Source organism: Rhizobium sp. BK512 (assembly GCF_014194915.1).
Classification (GTDB): Bacteria; Pseudomonadota; Alphaproteobacteria; order Rhizobiales; family Rhizobiaceae; genus Rhizobium.
Map to the genome: position 1 here is coordinate 586,393 of NZ_JACIAS010000002.1, position 16,686 is coordinate 603,078.

At 59.5% G+C, this 16,686-nt stretch carries 19 protein-coding genes and 1 tRNA gene; 6 read left to right on the top strand and 14 right to left on the bottom strand.

The features are described 5' to 3' along the window. The first annotated feature begins 75 nt into the window (after nt 1-75). From FHX06_RS08830 to FHX06_RS08855, 6 genes are all read left to right on the top strand, one after another. Nucleotides 76-1,068: an RluA family pseudouridine synthase gene (locus FHX06_RS08830; RefSeq protein WP_029868837.1), complete on the top strand. Its 993-nt coding sequence runs from the start codon at nt 76-78 to the stop codon at nt 1,066-1,068. Then, the gene (locus tag FHX06_RS08835) at nt 1,065-1,718 is read left to right on the top strand and encodes an HAD-IA family hydrolase (protein WP_183878956.1); all 654 of its coding nucleotides are present in this window, start codon (nt 1,065-1,067) and stop codon (nt 1,716-1,718) included. Before FHX06_RS08830 ends, FHX06_RS08835 begins: the two co-directional genes overlap by 4 nt. A 9-nt stretch (nt 1,719-1,727) precedes the next feature. Beyond that, nucleotides 1,728-2,513, top strand: coding sequence for an ATP12 family chaperone protein (locus FHX06_RS08840; protein ID WP_113202592.1), 786 nt, complete (start codon nt 1,728-1,730; stop codon nt 2,511-2,513). Between the two features lie 68 nt (nt 2,514-2,581). Beyond that, on the top strand, nt 2,582-3,034 hold the full coding sequence (locus tag FHX06_RS08845) for a hypothetical protein (RefSeq protein ID WP_183845977.1): 453 nt from the start codon (nt 2,582-2,584) through the stop codon (nt 3,032-3,034). Between the two features lie 138 nt (nt 3,035-3,172). Continuing rightward, nucleotides 3,173-4,705, top strand: coding sequence for an acyl-CoA carboxylase subunit beta (locus tag FHX06_RS08850; RefSeq protein ID WP_029868833.1), 1,533 nt, complete (start codon nt 3,173-3,175; stop codon nt 4,703-4,705). 128 nt (nt 4,706-4,833) lie between these two features. Beyond that, entirely contained in the window at nt 4,834-5,229 is a 396-nt protein-coding gene (locus FHX06_RS08855; RefSeq protein ID WP_112547700.1) for a DoxX family protein, read from the top strand. Nucleotides 5,230-5,292: 63 nt separating this feature from the next. On the opposite strand, the gene FHX06_RS08860 is transcribed toward FHX06_RS08855, so the two are convergent. The 14 genes from FHX06_RS08860 to FHX06_RS08925 form a co-directional block, all read right to left on the bottom strand. Next, on the bottom strand, nt 5,293-5,649 hold the full coding sequence (locus tag FHX06_RS08860) for a hypothetical protein (protein WP_113148218.1): 357 nt from the start codon (nt 5,647-5,649) through the stop codon (nt 5,293-5,295). A 339-nt stretch (nt 5,650-5,988) separates the two neighbouring features. Continuing rightward, nucleotides 5,989-6,303, bottom strand: coding sequence for a quaternary ammonium compound efflux SMR transporter SugE (gene sugE / locus FHX06_RS08865; RefSeq protein WP_113117043.1), 315 nt, complete (start codon nt 6,301-6,303; stop codon nt 5,989-5,991). Nucleotides 6,304-6,474: 171 nt separating this feature from the next. After that, entirely contained in the window at nt 6,475-6,918 is a 444-nt protein-coding gene (locus tag FHX06_RS08870; protein WP_112547697.1) for a YaiI/YqxD family protein, read from the bottom strand. 10 nt (nt 6,919-6,928) lie between these two features. Then, on the bottom strand, nt 6,929-7,402 hold the full coding sequence (locus FHX06_RS08875) for a GNAT family N-acetyltransferase (protein WP_183845976.1): 474 nt from the start codon (nt 7,400-7,402) through the stop codon (nt 6,929-6,931). A gap of 101 nt (nt 7,403-7,503) precedes the next feature. Further along, nucleotides 7,504-7,875 carry a hypothetical protein gene (locus tag FHX06_RS08880; RefSeq protein WP_112547696.1) on the bottom strand — a complete coding sequence of 124 codons (372 nt, stop codon included), beginning with the start codon at nt 7,873-7,875 and terminating at the stop codon, nt 7,504-7,506. A 6-nt stretch (nt 7,876-7,881) separates the two neighbouring features. After that, entirely contained in the window at nt 7,882-9,009 is a 1,128-nt protein-coding gene (locus FHX06_RS08885) for an S-(hydroxymethyl)glutathione dehydrogenase/class III alcohol dehydrogenase (RefSeq protein ID WP_113202595.1), read from the bottom strand. 105 nt (nt 9,010-9,114) lie between these two features. Next, nucleotides 9,115-11,124 (bottom strand): acetyl/propionyl/methylcrotonyl-CoA carboxylase subunit alpha, encoded by a 2,010-nt coding sequence (locus FHX06_RS08890; protein ID WP_183878957.1) that lies wholly within the window; start codon nt 11,122-11,124, stop codon nt 9,115-9,117. 84 nt (nt 11,125-11,208) lie between these two features. After that, entirely contained in the window at nt 11,209-11,913 is a 705-nt protein-coding gene (locus FHX06_RS08895; protein WP_112547693.1) for a hypothetical protein, read from the bottom strand. A 97-nt stretch (nt 11,914-12,010) separates the two neighbouring features. Continuing rightward, nucleotides 12,011-12,937: a DMT family transporter gene (locus FHX06_RS08900; RefSeq protein WP_113213212.1), complete on the bottom strand. Its 927-nt coding sequence runs from the start codon at nt 12,935-12,937 to the stop codon at nt 12,011-12,013. 63 nt (nt 12,938-13,000) lie between these two features. Beyond that, the gene (gene lipB, locus FHX06_RS08905; RefSeq protein WP_113213213.1) at nt 13,001-13,726 is read right to left on the bottom strand and encodes a lipoyl(octanoyl) transferase LipB; all 726 of its coding nucleotides are present in this window, start codon (nt 13,724-13,726) and stop codon (nt 13,001-13,003) included. A gap of 126 nt (nt 13,727-13,852) precedes the next feature. Further along, nucleotides 13,853-15,016 carry a glutathionylspermidine synthase family protein gene (locus FHX06_RS08910; RefSeq protein ID WP_183878958.1) on the bottom strand — a complete coding sequence of 388 codons (1,164 nt, stop codon included), beginning with the start codon at nt 15,014-15,016 and terminating at the stop codon, nt 13,853-13,855. 9 nt (nt 15,017-15,025) lie between these two features. Then, nucleotides 15,026-15,598, bottom strand: coding sequence for a DUF1190 domain-containing protein (locus FHX06_RS08915; protein WP_162738597.1), 573 nt, complete (start codon nt 15,596-15,598; stop codon nt 15,026-15,028). A 439-nt stretch (nt 15,599-16,037) separates the two neighbouring features. Further along, a tRNA-Leu gene (locus FHX06_RS08920) sits at nt 16,038-16,122 on the bottom strand. Between the two features lie 173 nt (nt 16,123-16,295). Further along, complete coding sequence (locus tag FHX06_RS08925) at nt 16,296-16,667, bottom strand: hypothetical protein (RefSeq protein ID WP_183878959.1); 372 nt, start codon at nt 16,665-16,667, stop codon at nt 16,296-16,298. Nucleotides 16,668-16,686: the final 19 nt, after the last annotated feature.

Genomic DNA, 16,686 nt, shown 5'->3' on the forward strand with positions numbered 1-16,686 from the left:
TGTGAAAAATGCTCTAAAGGCAGCGGCAAGAGAGGCGCCGGCTTCGATCGCGCCCATATTTTCCGAAAGAATTCCATGGCAGGTATAGAACACATCAAGGTGGAGCCCGATGAAGCGGGCATGCGGCTCGACCGCTGGTTCAAGATCCACTACCCGGGTCTCGGCTTCGGCCCGTTGCAGAAGCTCTTGCGCTCCGGCCAGGTGCGTATCGATGGCGGCCGCGTCAAGTCGGATGCCCGCGTGCAACCCGGTCAGATGGTGCGCATACCGCCGCTCGATGTCGATGCCAAGGCGAAGGCCGGACCGATCGCCGGCAAGGATCTCAAGCATTCGAGCGATTTCGAACTGCTCTCGCGAATGGTGCTGCACGAGGACGAGAAGGTCATCGTGCTCAACAAGCCACCCGGCCTTGCAGTGCAAGGCGGCTCCGGTGTCGCCCGGCATATCGATCAGATGCTCGAAGCCTGGACCAGCCCGAAGGGTGAGAAGCCGCGCCTCGTTCACCGCCTCGACCGCGATACGTCGGGCGTGCTCGTGATTGCGCGCACCCGCGGTGCCGCGCAGAAGCTGACGGCTGCCTTCCGCGAGCGCGATACCAAGAAGACCTACTGGGCGCTGGTCAAGGGCGTGCCGCGCAAGCACGAGGACAGGATCTCGACCTGGCTCGTCAAGGAGCCGACGGCCGACGGTGATCGCATGCGCATCGCCAAGCACGGCGAGGAGGGCGCCGATCACGCGATTTCCTTCTACCGCGTGCGCGAGACGGCGGCCCAGAACCTGGCCTGGCTTGAGATGGAGCCCTATACGGGGCGCACCCACCAGCTGCGCGTCCACGCGCTGCATATCGGCCACCCGATCATCGGCGATCCGAAATATTACGACGAAGATCCAAACTGGGATTTCCCCGGCGGCATCCAGAAGAAGCTGCATCTGCACGCACGCCATATCGATATCCCGCACCCTTCCGGCGGGCGCTTGCGCGTCAGTGCGCCGCTGCCACCGCACATGGTACAGACATGGAACCTGCTCGGTCTCGACCTTGCCGGGGCTGAGAGAGACGACGAATGAAACTCGCGCTTTTTGACTGTGACGGCACGCTGGTCGACAGTGCCGGGCTGATCCATGAAACCATGCGCCGCACCTTCGAAAAATTCGGCAAGCCCGAGCCGCGCTTCGAGGACACCAAGGCGATCATCGGCCTGACGCTCGATATCGCCATTGCCCGCATGCAGGGCAAGCCGCATGTCGAGCAGGAAGATGTCGACATGACCGCGCATTACAAATCTCTGTTTTCGGTCGTGCGTCAGGATCTCGATTATCGCGAGCCGCTCTTTCCTGGCATTCGCGAGATGATCGATGCGCTTACCGGGCGCGAGGATCTGCTGATCGGTGCGGTGACCGGCAAGTCCCGGCGCGGGCTGAAGCTGGTGATGGAGACGCACGGCTTCGACAAGCATTTCGTCGTCGCACGCACCGCCGACGATTGCCCCTCCAAGCCGCATCCGGCCATGGTGAGCGAATGCTGCGACGAAACCGGCATGGATGCGGCCGATGCCATTGTCATTGGTGACGCGATTTACGATATGCAGATGGCAAAGGCCGCCGGCGCCAAGGCGATCGGCGTTGCCTGGGGATATGCCAGCGTGGATGAGCTGATCGCCAACGGCGCCGATGCGATCGCCTATCATCCTGACGAGATCTTGCACCATTTTTCCTGAGGTGAGCCCATGCGCGACCTGCTGAACGACCTTTCCGAAGACCTGAGCCATCCCGATCCGATCCGCCGCGCGCAGATCCAGATGAAGAAGCCGCTGCCGAAGCGTTTCTATCAGGCTGTTTCAGTCGAACCGAATGAGGACGGTTTCGCCATCATGCTCGACGGCAAGGCCGTGCGCACGCCGGCCCGCCAGATCCTGGCCGTGCCGAGCGAAGCGCTGGCAAAGCTCGTGGCCGCCGAATGGGACGCACAGCGCGAGGTCATCGATCCCTCGCTGATGCCGGCAACGCGCCTCGTCAACACGGCGATCGACGGTGTTGCGACAGACACGCAGGCCGTCTTCGAGGATATTCTGCGCTTTTCGTCAAGCGATCTGCTCTGCTATCGCGCCGATGGTCCGGAAAAGCTGGTCGAACGACAGATGGAACGCTGGGATCCGGTGCTCGACTGGGCAGCCGCCGATCTCGGCGCACGCTTCATCCTTGTCGAAGGCGTGATGCATCATGAGCAGCCGCGCGAGGCGATCGCTGCCTTCGGCTCGGCACTGCGCCGCCACGACAGTGCCCTTGAGCTCGCAGCTCTCCACACGATGACGACGATCACCGGTTCGGCGCTGCTGGCGCTTGCCATTGCCGAGACTGCGATCACGCCGGACGAAGCCTGGTCGCTCGCCCATCTCGATGAGGACTGGACCATCGAACATTGGGGAAGCGACGAAGAAGCCGAGCAGCGCCGGGCCAAGCGTTTTGAGGATTTCAAAGCGGCAACGGATGTTTTTTTCGCGCTAAGAGCCTGAATCATATTGCTTTGATGGGCTTTATGACCAAATCTGCGACTCCGGACGGGGATTTGCGGGAATTTGGAATGGCGTGGCTGAGGTCGAGAATTTGCCTGATGGCGCTTGTTTGCGTGGCGCTGACGGCCTGTGCCAGCCTTATGCCGAAGAAGCAGGAAAAGCCCGTCTATGACGTGCGCAGTGCCGTGGTTCTGTCCAGCACGACCATGTCGGCAGAGCTGCTCTCCGGCATCAACGATCGCGTCAACGCGGCCATCCGTGCAACGGTGCGCACGACCGAACTGCCGCGCGTGGTGCTGACGATTCGCATCGTTTCTGTCGTCAAGGGTCTCGGCTTCCAGAAGGACCGCAACGTCGCCAAGGTCAGTATCGATGCCGCTTCCGTGGAGGACGGATCCGTCATTGCAGTTACATCCTTTGAGGTCACCAGCCTGACCGCAGATCCTGATCTGGCGGACCAAATTCTTGCGGAAGATATCGCGGCACGCGTGCGCTCCGCCTTCGCACTCAGCGGGCGATAGATCATTTCCGTTTCTCGTCGAATCCGGAAATGATCTATCTCTTTGTTTTAACGCAATTCCGCATGCAAAACCGCTGCGCAGTTTTGCTGGAATTGCCCGAGCTGTAAAATCGGCCGTTGCAAGCGGCGAGGGGAAATCATGAAGGATATTCTTGAAGAACTCGAACGCCGCCGCGGTATTGCCCGTCTCGGCGGTGGCCAGCAGCGTATCGACGCGCAGCACCAGCGCGGCAAGCTGACGGCGCGCGAGCGCATCGATCTTTTCCTCGACGAAGGCTCTTTCGAAGAGTTCGACATGTTCGTCGAGCACCGCTCCACCGATTTCGGCATGGACAAGAGCCGCATCGCCGGCGACGGCGTGGTGACCGGCTGGGGCACGGTCAACGGCCGGACCGTCTTCGTCTTTGCCAAGGATTTCACCGTCTTCGGCGGCTCGCTCTCGGAAGCCCATGCCGAGAAAATCATCAAGGTGCAGGATATGGCGCTGAAGAACCGCGCCCCTATCATCGGCATCTATGATGCGGGCGGCGCGCGCATCCAGGAGGGGGTCGCAGCGCTTGGCGGATATGCGGAGGTCTTCCAGCGTAACGTGCTGGCTTCCGGCGTCATTCCGCAGATCTCCGTCATCATGGGACCATGCGCCGGTGGCGACGTCTATTCGCCCGCCATGACGGACTTCATCTTCATGGTGCGCGACACGTCCTACATGTTCGTCACCGGTCCCGATGTGGTCAAGACGGTCACCAACGAGACCGTGACGTCGGAGGAACTCGGCGGCGCCAGCGTGCACACGACACGCTCGTCGATCGCCGACGGCGCCTATGACAATGATGTCGATACGCTCAGCCAGGTGCGACGCCTCATCGACTTCCTGCCGCAGTCGAACACGTCGCCGGTGCCGGAAATCGAATGGTACCAGTCGGTGACGGACGCGGACAATTCGCTGGACACGCTGATCCCCGCCAATGCGAACAAGCCCTACGACATCAAGGAACTGATCCAGAAGGTGGCGGACGAGGGGGATTTCTTCGAGATCCAGGCGAGCTTTGCCAAGAATATCGTCTGCGGTTTCGGGCGTATCGAGGGTTCGACGGTCGGCTTCGTCGCCAATCAGCCGATGGTGCTTGCCGGCGTGCTCGACAGCGACGCCTCGCGGAAGGCGGCGCGCTTCGTGCGCTTCTGCGACTGCTTCAACATTCCGATCGTTACTTTCGTCGACGTACCGGGTTTCCTGCCGGGCACGGCACAGGAATATGGCGGGCTCATCAAGCACGGCGCCAAGCTGCTTTTTGCCTATGCGGAGGCTACGGTGCCGAAGCTGACGGTCATTACCCGCAAGGCCTTCGGCGGCGCCTATGACGTGATGGCGTCCAAGCATCTGCGCGGCGATTTGAATTATGCCTGGCCGACGGCGCAGATCGCCGTCATGGGTGCCAAGGGTGCTGTCGAGATCATATTCCGCAAGGATATCGCCGATCCCGAAAAGATCGCTGCGCACACGAAGATGTACGAGGACCGTTTCCTGTCACCTTTCGTGGCCGCTGAACGCGGCTATGTCGATGAGGTGATCATGCCGCATTCGACACGGCGGCGGCTGGCGCGCGGGCTGAAGATGTTGAAGAACAAGGACCTCAGCAATCCGTGGAAGAAGCACGACAACATTCCGCTATGATCGAATAAAATAGCCTATTCAAGTGTTTATCCACAGTCAAAGTTGTGAACGCCTGTCAGCAAATTGTGTCTTCAGTCGTCGATAGAGACACGATAACGCTCGGCAGTACACCCTTAAGGAGAGTCTTTATGTCAACTTTCGAGCGTCTATCTGCCTACCGCCCCTATGGTCTGGCCGCTCTCAGAATCATGACCGCGCTTCTGTTCATCGAGCACGGTACGATGAAGCTTTTCGGCTTCCCGGCCGCCCAAGGCGACGGGCCGCTGTCCACCTTATTCCTGATTGCAGCATTGCTGGAAACCTTTGGCGGTATCCTCATTCTCATCGGCTTCGCAACACGACCGGTAGCCTTCCTGCTGTCGGGCGAAATGGCGATCGCCTATTTCATGGCGCATATGCCGCACAGCTTCTTCCCGGCTCTCAACCAGGGCGACGGCGCGGTGCTGTTCTGCTTCATCTTCCTCTACCTGTTCTTTGCCGGCGCCGGTGCATGGTCCGTCGATAACCGAAACGCATCAGCGTGACGTCTTAGCCCTCGGCCTGGATGTGGAAGCGCCTAGCAGGCGCTTCCACATTCGGACGTCTGTCTAGATATTGCCAGGAGGCGCAAAAAAGCAGTTCACGTCGTTTTCCGTCGGATGAAGACAGATGTGATAACGGCCGTCTCCGGACGGAATCTCATCCCCGTACGGAATGAAAAAGAGATGCGGTCTGGTGGCAAGCGGATGATCTCCGGCACGCAGAAAGACGGAAAAACCGCGATGCCCTGGCCTGACATCCAGCGTTGGAATGGCATCACAATCCCGGTGTAGTTGATCAGACTTGCAACAGGCAGGTGGGTAGGTCCAGCCGCTCTCTGTCTCATGAGCGTCGGTTCTATCCGACATGCTGGCCAGGATTGCCGCTGTTGCGGCCAGAAATACTGTCGAAGTCCCTGTTGTCATTGCATACCTCCTTGGAGGCAGCCCGTCGAAAAACGCCGAGAGCGTGCTCGCTGATAGTCAAGAATACGACGTCTTGTTGATGCATCGATCAATCGTTTCCCATCCGGACGCGAAACTTCCGGCAACTGCGGATGAGGCCGCAAAGGAAACGAATTACAGCTTAAATGCGGGGAGAGCGCCTTCGCCACCAAGCTGGCAGGCATGGTACTCTCCTGAGAAGATCGGGTAAAATCAAACCCTCGGCCGCCAGGCTTGAGGGTTAAGGAATTTCGGGTTGAGGGCATTGGTTTGGGCCACGGGTTTTCTTCCCGCGGCCCTGTTTATTTCTGATGATTGCCTTCAGGCCGTCAGCTTGAGACCGGCGATGCCTGCAACAATAAGAGCAATGCAGATCAGGCGCGAGGCGCTTGCGGCATCGCCCAGAAGCCAGACACCGAGCAGGACTGTGCCGACCGTGCCGATACCGGTCCAGATCGCGTAGGCCGTGCCGATCGGCAGGGTTTTAACGGCAAGACCAAGCAGAACGACGCTGATGACCATCGAAATCACCGTGAGGATGGTCGGCATAGGACGAGTGAAGCCATCGGTATATTTCAGACCGATTGCCCAACCACATTCAAAAAGGCCAGCGAGAAAAAGCAGGAACCAGGCCATCATACTCTCCATATCAAGAGCGAGGCCGTCCCCGCGACTTTTGCGACCCGGGCAAACCCGAGCGCCGCAGTCGTCTGCGTCGCACTTCATATGGACGAGGGAACGGCTGACTTCAAGCTAGGAATTGGCATAGCTGCCATGCCACCCGATTCCAGCGCCCGGAGAATGAAGTCAGGCGTTCTTGGCGCGGCGGCAAAGACGATCGAACGTTTCGAGAAAACGCGACCGGTCCTTGGGGCTGAAGACGGCGTTGTAGCCCTTGCTCTCACCGGTTTCACGCAGATGCGCGCCGAGATCGCGCATGGCGCTTGCCATGCCGATATTCGTTTCGTCGAAGACACGGCCCGTCGGACCGGTCACGAAGGAGCCCTTGGCGACACAGCGGACCGCAAGCGGCACATCGGCGGTGACGACGACATCTGTCGGGCCGGTATTGTCGGCAATCCAGTTATCGGCAGCGTCGAAGGCGTTGGAGACGATGACGTTGCGCACCATCGGGTCGCGGGACGGGCGCAGGCCCGAATTGGCGACGAAGGTCACTTCCATTCCGAGGCGTTCGGCCACCTTCAGGATTTCGGGTTTGACGGGGCAGGCATCGGCATCGACATAGATCATGGCGATATCTTCAAGCGGGCTCGGTGGCCAGCGGACGGACCATATCGATATGGGGAATGCCGTCTTCGAGATATTCCTCCGAGATTTTCACGAAACCGAAGGACTCATAGAAGCGGCTCAAATGCGCCTGCGCGGAGAGGGCAATCGGATTTGCCGGATAAAGCCTTTCGCAGGCCGCGATCGATTCGCTCATCAGCGCATCGCCAAGTCGCTTGCCGCGATGAGCGGGAGAGACGACGACGCGGCCGACCTTTGCCGGATCTTGCGCACCGTAGGGCTTCAAGAGCCGTGTCGAGCCGAGCAGTTCGCCGCCCTCCATGAGCCGCAGATGCAAGGCATCGATATCCTTGCCGTCCAGTTCCGGATAGGGGCAGTTCTGCTCGACGACGAAGACATCCACACGCATCCGCAGGAGGTCGTAGAGCTCTCGCGCGGAGAGCTCATCGAGACCCTTGAGATCGACTGTGTAGCTAGGCGCAGTCATCGATACAAAACCCCAGTAGAGATAGATATAATGGAACACATGAGCGCAGAGCCCTCATAGAAATTTCGCAAGGATGGCACGGCGGCTCTCGACAAGATAAATCAATGAATGCCGCTATCTGGTAGAGGTGGATCTTCCTCTACATCGTCGTCGCCACGCTTATATTGGTGAAAATCCAAGTCGTAAGCAAATGGCTTGTCTTGCGGAGGCTGCTGCGGATCAGTCGAGTAAAGATAAATGCGGCCGGTGGCATTGAAACCGACGTGTCTTCCTATGCTGACGACCATATCCGTGGCTTCGTCGCCGTCGGTAGCCCACGCTTTGATAGTAAAGAAGGCGGCCATGCCGAAGGTGGTCTCGAAATCCGGATTGGCCTCGGCGATTTCCCCGTCGGCGATAACCGTGAAATGGCGGAAAGCCGTTTTCAGCTTTCCGTATCTCAATTTCAATTTCCAGTTCTTCAGCAGATCCATGGACGACTAGTAAACCACGACGCCGCGGATGCTCTCACCCTTGTGCATGAGATCGAAGCCCTTGTTGATGTCTTCGAGCGGCATGGTGTGGGTGATCATCGGGTCGATCTGGATCTTGCCTTCCATGTACCAGTCGACGATCTTCGGCACGTCTGTGCGGCCACGGGCGCCGCCGAAGGCCGTGCCCATCCAGTTGCGGCCGGTGACGAGCTGGAAGGGACGCGTCGAGATCTCCTGGCCGGCGCCGGCAACGCCGATGATGACGGACTTGCCCCAGCCGCGGTGGCTGGCTTCCAGCGCCTGGCGCATGACCTTGGTGTTGCCGGTGCAATCGAAGGTGTAATCGGCGCCGCCGATCAGGTCGCCATGGCGCTTCGTCATGTTGACGAGATGGGGCACGATGTCATCGCCGACCTCCTTCGGGTTGACGAAATGCGTCATGCCGAACTTCTCGCCCCATGCCTTGCGGTCGGGATTGATATCGACGCCGATGATCATGTCGGCACCGGCAAGTCGCAGGCCCTGAAGAACGTTGAGGCCGATGCCGCCGAGGCCGAAGACGATGGCCGTCGAGCCGATCTCGACCTTGGCCGTGTTGATGACTGCGCCGATGCCCGTCGTGACACCGCAGCCGATATAGCAGACCTTGTCGAAGGGGGCGTCGGGATTGATCTTCGCCAGCGCGATCTCCGGCAGAACGGTGAAGTTCGCGAAGGTCGAGCAGCCCATATAGTGGTGGATCTTGTCCTTGCCGATCGAGAAGCGCGAGGTGCCGTCAGGCATGACGCCCTGGCCCTGGGTTGCGCGGATCGAGGTGCAGAGATTGGTCTTGCGCGAGGTGCAGGAATAGCATTCGCGGCATTCCGGCGTGTAGAGCGGAATGACATGATCGCCCTTCTTGAGCGATGTGACGCCCGGGCCGACATCGACGACGATGCCCGCACCTTCATGGCCGAGGATCGCCGGGAAGAGACCTTCCGGATCGGCGCCCGACAGTGTGAAATCATCGGTGTGGCAGATGCCCGTCGCCTTGACCTCGATCAGCACTTCGCCGGCCTTCGGGCCGTCGAGCTGAACGGTCATGACCTCAAGGGGTTTTCCTGCCTGAACGGCAACGGCGGCGCGAACATCCATCTTCGATCTCCTCGTGATTTGCGTGGCGGACTCTTGCACGCTCCGCAAGGGTGGCTCAAGCACAAAAAAGGCTTAGAGGGCCATCCGGAAATCGTGGTCGATGCTTCAGGCGAATTCCATGATGACGGCATCGACAGCGAGGCTCTCGCCGGGCGCGGCCTTGATCTTGCCGACGACGAGATCGCGCTCGGCGCGCAGCACATTTTCCATCTTCATAGCTTCGACGATGGCAAGCGTCTCTCCAGCCTTGACCTCCTGGCCCTCGGCGACGGCAATCGAGACGACGAGGCCGGGCATGGGGCAGAGCAGGAACTTGGACGTATCCGGCGGCAGCTTGACCGGCATCAGGCGGTCGAGCTCGGCATGGCGAGGGGTGAAGACGCGCGCCTTGACCGATAGACCCTGCCAGTCGATGCGCAGGCCATTGAGAACAGGTCGGATCTGCGCGGTTACCGGGCGGCTGGCAATCCTGCCATGCCAGACCGGGTCGCCCGGTCTCCAATCGGTGACAACGGTTTCGGTGCGGCCGGCAACCTCCATTTCCATCTCGAAGGGGATGGTGACGAGGCCATCGACCAGTTTCACCGGTACATAATTACCGCCGAGCTTGACGACCCATTCTTCGCGCAACGGGCCGCTTGCCTGCCGCAGACGATCGGCAAAACCTTCGCGGCGGCCGGCCTCGATCAGGGAAACGGAGAGCGCGATGGCGGCAAGGGCTGCCTCTTCCGCCGCATCCGGCGCCATCGGCGCGAAGCCCTCGGGATATTCCTCGGCAATGAAGCCGGTGGAGAGGCGGCCTTCGCGCCAGCGCGGATGTTTCATGAGGGCCGAGAGGAAGGGAACATTGTGCTCGATGCCATCGACCAAGAAAGCATCCAGCGCCTGTCCCATGGCTTCCACCGCCTGCAGGCGGCTCGGCGCCCAGGTGCAGAGCTTGGCGATCATCGGGTCGTAGTACATGGAGATTTCAGCGCCTTCGAAAACGCCGGTATCGTTGCGTATGATGATGTCGCCGGTGCGGCCTTCCGCCGGCGGACGGTAGCGCGTCAGGCGGCCGATCGAGGGCAGGAAGTTGCGGTAGGGATCTTCGGCATAGAGGCGGCTTTCCACCGCCCAGCCGTTGAGCTTGATATCCTTCTGCGCGAAGGGCAGCTTTTCCCCGGCAGCAACGCGGATCATCTGCTCGACGAGATCGATGCCGGTCACCAGCTCCGTCACAGGATGCTCGACCTGCAGACGGGTATTCATTTCGAGGAAATAGAAATTGCGGTCGCGGTCGACGATGAATTCCACCGTGCCGGCGCTCTGGTAATCGACGGCCTTGGCCAGCGCCACAGACTGCTCGCCCATGGCAGCGCGGGTCTTCTCGTCGAGGAAAGGCGAGGGCGCTTCTTCGGCGACCTTCTGGTTCCGGCGCTGGATGGAACATTCGCGCTCGCCGAGATAGACGACGTTGCCATGCGCATCCGCCAGAACCTGGATTTCGATATGGCGCGGATCGACGACGTATTTCTCGATGAAGACGCGATCATCGCCGAAGGAACTCTTGGCTTCCGAACGGGCGCGGTCGAAACCATCTCGCACTTCTGCCTGGTTCCAGGCAATGCGCATGCCCTTGCCGCCGCCGCCAGCCGACGCCTTGATCATCACGGGATAGCCGATCTCGCCGGCGATCTTTTCGGCATGCGCCGCATCCTCGATCACGCCGAGATAGCCCGGCACCGTGGAGACCTTTGCCGCATTCGCGAATTTCTTCGATTCGATCTTGTCGCCCATCGCCATGATGGCCTTGGGTTTCGGACCGATGAAGACGATGCCCTGCTTTTCCAAGGCCTCGCAGAATGAAGCGCGCTCGGAAAGGAAGCCGTAGCCGGGATGCACGGCTTCAGCACCGGTTTCCTTGCAGGCGGCGATGATCTTGTCGGCGACGAGATAGCTTTCGGCTGCCGGAGCAGGGCCGATATGGACAGCCTCATCGGCCATTTCGACATGCAGGGCATCCCGATCCGCATCCGAATAGACCGCAACGGTGGCAATGCCCATGCGGCGAGCGGTTTTGATCACGCGGCAGGCAATCTCGCCGCGATTCGCGATCAGGATCTTCTTGAACATCGAGTCTCCACCCAGGAAATGCGCTCCGGAGTTTTACGCATAAAAAGCCGGAACGCACAATCGGGCTGAGAAATCACCGGCAGATCAGGCAACTGCGGCAGCGGCAACCGGCTCTTCATCGATAATACGAAGCCAGCGGCTCCGCCTCGGCTGGGCATAGTCCCTGAGTTCGACCGCGGCCATGATCTCGCCCCAGCGCTGATGATTGGCGCCAGGCTGGGTTACCGCATCAATGCGCTGCAGCACGCCATATTCGACCGGCGACACGCCGATGACGCCGCCGTCGCTGACGTTTCTCAAAACACGCATCAGGTAATCCACATCCTGCCGCGTGATGCTCTTGCGGTCGGTCGCGCGGGTCAGCTTGTAGCCGCCGAGATCCTCTGAGAGCGCCAGGCGGAGCTGATCGAGCGCCAGGGCGCGCAGCTCATCGGGTACGTGGGCGCTGAGCTCCATGACATGCAGGATGAGCTCCAGCTCGAGGGCGGAATTGACGACGCCGTCGGTCGTGAACATGCGCATGATCCATGCGACATTGATCTCGTCCAGCGAGCCCTGCGGATAGGTGTAATCGACGATGAAGCCTGCCAGCTGTTCGATGAAAAACGTGTTCCACTCGGGGCATTTTTCGGGGCAGGAATTATTGAGCGCCAACAACACTACGACATGATCGGAAGTCCGGATTCCCTCCGGGAAGGTGTGTTTGCGCAAAAGCACAATGTCTTCGGCCGTCAGCCGATGCTTCCCGGCGATGACACACGCCGGAAAAGCGAGACGGAACTCACTCATGTTTTATCTCCAGACTTCATCATGAAGCCGGAAATGGTTTTATCGGTGCCGAATTGAAGATCCCTCAAGAAGAAGGGTTAACTGCAGTTTGGGGATTTCACGCGGATTTTAATGATCGCGCCTGCACGCGCTCGCGCCAGATGATGAAGAGCCCCGATGCAACGATAATTGCGATGCCTATCCATTTGGAAAAATTAGGAAAATCACCGAAGAGGGCGTAACCGAGCACGGTCGCCGAAATGATTTCGAAATATTGGAAGGGTGCCAGCAGCGACAGTGGCGCGAGCCGGAAAGCCTTAACAACCAGCATGTGCGCATAGCCCGAAATCGTGCCCAGGATCAGCAGCAGGACGAGGCCGAGCCAAGAGGCCGGCAGGGAGGGCGTGAAGTCGGCATTGCCGAAGCTGTTTCCGACAAACATTGCGCCCGCCATGAAGATCGTACCGCCAATACCGGACATGGTCTGCATCGTCAGCGGCGAATCTGCCTCGCCGATGGCGCGGTTGAGGAAGAGATAGAGCGAGAAGAGGAAGGCGCAGAAGACCGGCAGCAGCGCCTTCAGGCCGAAAATCTCGTAGCTCGGCTGGATGACGATCATGGCGCCGCCGAACCCGACGACGATTGCCGTCCAGCGCCGCCAGCCGACCTTGTCGCCGAGGAAGAGCGCCGAAAGCGCCGTCAGCATGAAGGGCTCGACGAAATAGATGGCGAAGACATCGGCGAGCGGCATGTATTTGACGGCGACGAAGAAGAGCAGGCTTGCCGCACCATGCAGCGCGCCGCGAAGCAGGTTCATCCATGGGCGCTTGGCCGACAGAGCCCGCTTACCGAACATGGCAAAAAGGATCGGCAGGGTACAGACGAGCTGGAAGAAGAAGCGGTAGAAGGTTACCTGCCCGGGCGACATGCCCTCAAAGGTCGCCATATATTTTGCAATCGCATCCATCGTCGGCAGGATGGCCATGGCGCCGGCCATGATGGCCATGCCCCGGAGGGGATTCTGGGTGGAGGGAGATTCGGACATGACGGCTGCTTCTTGCGGATGATGTCATCAACCACAGGAAGCCCGGGCAATCAAGGACGGCAATCAGGGACAGAGTGCTGTATCGTTGACGGTTTCGCCGAATATCTCTTCGAAGGCGGCGCGCAGGCGGATGTCGGCATCGACCATCGTCACGAGCAGGCCGAGATCGACGAGGCTGGTGACGCCATAGGCCGAGATGCCGCAGGGCACGATGCCGCCGAAATGATCGAGATCGGGATCGACGTTCAACGACAGTCCGTGGAAGGTCACCCATTTGCGAAGACGGATGCCGAGTGCCGCGATCTTGTCTTCCGCCATGGTGCCGTCAGGCAGCAACGGTCTCTCCGGCCGTCGGACCCAGACGCCCACACGATCCTCGCGGCGTTCGCCGCGGATATTCATCGAATCGAGCGTGCGGATGATGACCTCTTCGAGCGCTGCCACGAAGGCGCGCACATCCTGCCTGCGGCGCTTGAGATCGAGCATGACATAGGCAACGCGCTGGCCGGGGCCATGATAGGTGTATTCGCCGCCACGTCCGGTGGCGAAGACCGGAAAACGATCCGGCTGGACGAGATCCTTCGCGTCGGCGCTGGTGCCGGCTGTATAAAGCGGCGGATGTTCCAGCAGCCAGACAAGCTCGTCCCCGCCTTCGGAAATCAATGCAACCTCCCGCTCCATCGTCTCCACCGCTTCCTCATAGGGAACGAGCCCGTCTGAGATGCGCCAGCGTACGGGGCGTGAGCCGAGTTTCGGGAGCATGGAAAAATCGAGATCGGTGCGTAGCATGGCAGTCCTTGGCGCAATCCGCAAAAATGGAGGGGGCGGGCGCGGGCTTCTATATGGACTTGGGCGAAGAGCGATTCAATCGCTCTTTGTGGCGATCAGCCATCCTGGAGATGCAGCCCCGTGCAATCAATCCATAATGAAATGCGGGACAAAACGGGAGAGGTTCTGGGTAATAGGCGATTTGTCCTCGCGGATGCAGATGCCGCAGGCTTCGCCGGCGACGACCCAGGAGCCGATCACGGCATAATCCTCGCCGAACTGCGGGAGCAGGCAGGTTTCCTGCACAATGTAGCCCTCTGCGCCATATTCGCCATCCACCGCGATTATCGTTTCCCCCGACGTCAGCGTGACATTTGCGCCTTCGCGCGACAGGAGCGGTTTTCTGACGGCGTTTTCCAGACGCAGCGCCTGCGGATCGTCGGCGAAATAGGCGGGCAGCAGGTTCGGATGGTTGGGCGCCATTTCCCAGAGGACGGCGAGGAGGCCCTTGTTCGACAGCGTCATCTTCCACAGCGGCTCGTGGATCTTTGTGGGCGTGGAGATGAGATGTGCGCCAAACTCCTCGTGCACCATGAATTCCAGCGGGTAGAGCTTGAAGAGATTCTCCATCCGGCGGTCTTCGAGATCGGTGAACCAGTTCTCGGGATCGATGCCGATCTCTTCCATATCGAGCACCACAACTTCGAAGCCCGCCTGGAAGGCAACGTCGGCGAGATATTTGGTCGTCAGATAGTCTTCCTCATTGTCGGTGATGCAGCCGAAATGGAAGACGCCGCTGTCGCTGGCATTCTTGAAATACTGGAAAGCGCCAATGAGCTTCTCGTGGATCGAATTGAACTGATCGGCATCGGTGCTCAACCGGCCAAGGCGCTTCATGTCTTGGAGCCATTCCCACTGGATAACAGCGCTTTCGAAGAGTGAGGTCGGCGTATCGGCATTGAATTCGAAGAGTTTTGCCGGACCCTTGCCATCGTAACGCAGGTCGAAGCGGCCGTAGATATCACGATCGGACCATTTCCAGGATCTACTGACGGCGGCGTGGAACTCGGCCGGGATCGCCATGCGCGTCATCAATGCGGGATCGGCGCAAATGCGATCGACCGCTTTGTAGCAGAGCTGCAGAATCTCGTTGGTCGGATCCTCGAGACCATCCTCGATCTCAGCGAGCGTGAATTGGTAGGCATTGCGCTCATCCCAATAAAGTTCGCCATACATGTGGTGGATGGTGAAATCGAGGTCTTCGAGTTTCCGCACCCAGTCAGGTCTTTCGCCGGTCGCGATGCGCTTCATCTTGAGCCCTCAGGACGCAGCAAAGTGGCGGGCGCCAAAACCGGAGCGGGCGAGCGTCGTCGTGGGGGCTGCGGGCTTATAGTGAGCGGCGGATTGATAGGCCATCTTGAAGCCGCCGACCTTGTTGGTGACCAGAATGCCCCGAGCGTCCACGAAACCCGGAACATGGCGGCTCTCGTACAACGCCGATGCGGGCACAGCCGGATAGTAGACGCCATTGACCTTCTTATCGGGTTGACCAACGAGATACCCGCCGAGATATGGGCTGAAATGTCCTCCTCCGGAGGCATGGACCGAAGAGGTCTGCTCACAACGGCCGTCGCCGAATTCCTCCTCGCAATCCTCGCGTTTATCGTAGGAGGGGGAGCTTTTCAGATGTTCATCGCGAGCGATCGCGAAGCTGCTTTTGCAGTCGTCAGGACCGAACTTGTTGTCCTTAAGGCAGTCATCGACCGTCTTGTAGGCCGCCGTCTCGGTATCGCCGTGATACAGCGAGTCGATGTAAAGGCCGATAACGAGGGTTCCGAGAATCGCGAGTGCTACGCCGCCCTTGACGTACTCGTAGCGATCTTCCGATGTCATGCCGTCCCCCATGGTTAGGCGCGATGCAAATGCGCGGGCAAAGCGAATAAGCGCCAAGCCGAAATGTCCGGCTTGCGTTCGAATGTATGAGAAAGGCTGGATTGCCAGCGAGCGTGAGTTACCTCACGCAGGAACCGGCATCAGCGGAAGCTAGTTCTTCTAGCGAAACGTCAAAAATTGCCGATCGAAATAATTTTCATGAAAGGAACACCCCTGAACCCCTAAGCGTTCCATCTATGTTCTCAATTCCAGATGGAAGTCAAGCGGCAGATTGCGCACCAGAATTGCGGCAAGTACCGGCTGGCTTTGCTGTGATATCCACCAGGGGCGATATCGGCGGGAAAGGGCTGCCGCGCGCTACTTCTTGCGGCGAGGCAGTCAGGACCGGCGAACTAAACCTTTGGCCAAAAAAGAAAAAACCCGCCGAAGCGGGTTTCTTTGGTGCGGTCGAGAAGACTCGAACTTCCACGGGTTGCCCCACAGCGACCTCAACGCTGCGCGTCTACCAATTCCGCCACGACCGCATCGTGGTAGGCCGATTTGCGTCGGCGAGGCAGCATGTAGCAAAAGCCTCTGACGGACACAAGCGCGATGTGACAGTTTTTTTTAAAAGCTTGCCCGAGGTGTGGATTACGCCGAGCGGGACATTGAATTTACAAGAGAAAAGGGCCGGAAACCGGCCCTTTCTTGGATCATGTCAATGCATTGCGCGGCATGCCTCTGTGCGGCTTGCACCGCTATCGGCACCTTTCTGGCGAGAGCCTTTCGGGCCGATCATGCTGTGGCAATCCGGAAGCGGCTTGATGCTGGCGGTCGCGGTGTTGTCGACTTTCGCGGGCTTGGCCATCGCGGCCGGTGCGAAGCCGTCGCTATCATTGGTATAGTCGCTCGAATAGGCCGGGGGGGCCACACGCGTCGGATAGTGGACGGGCTTTGCCGGCGCGACCGGCGTCTGGTAGAGGCCATCACCATTGTTGGAGTAGTCGTCCATAAATTTCGGCTGTGCAAAAGCGGCACTTGCCATGCTGACAGCAAACAGGGTGGCGGCGACGGCGAACTTCATACGCATGGGTCTATCTCCTCAATCT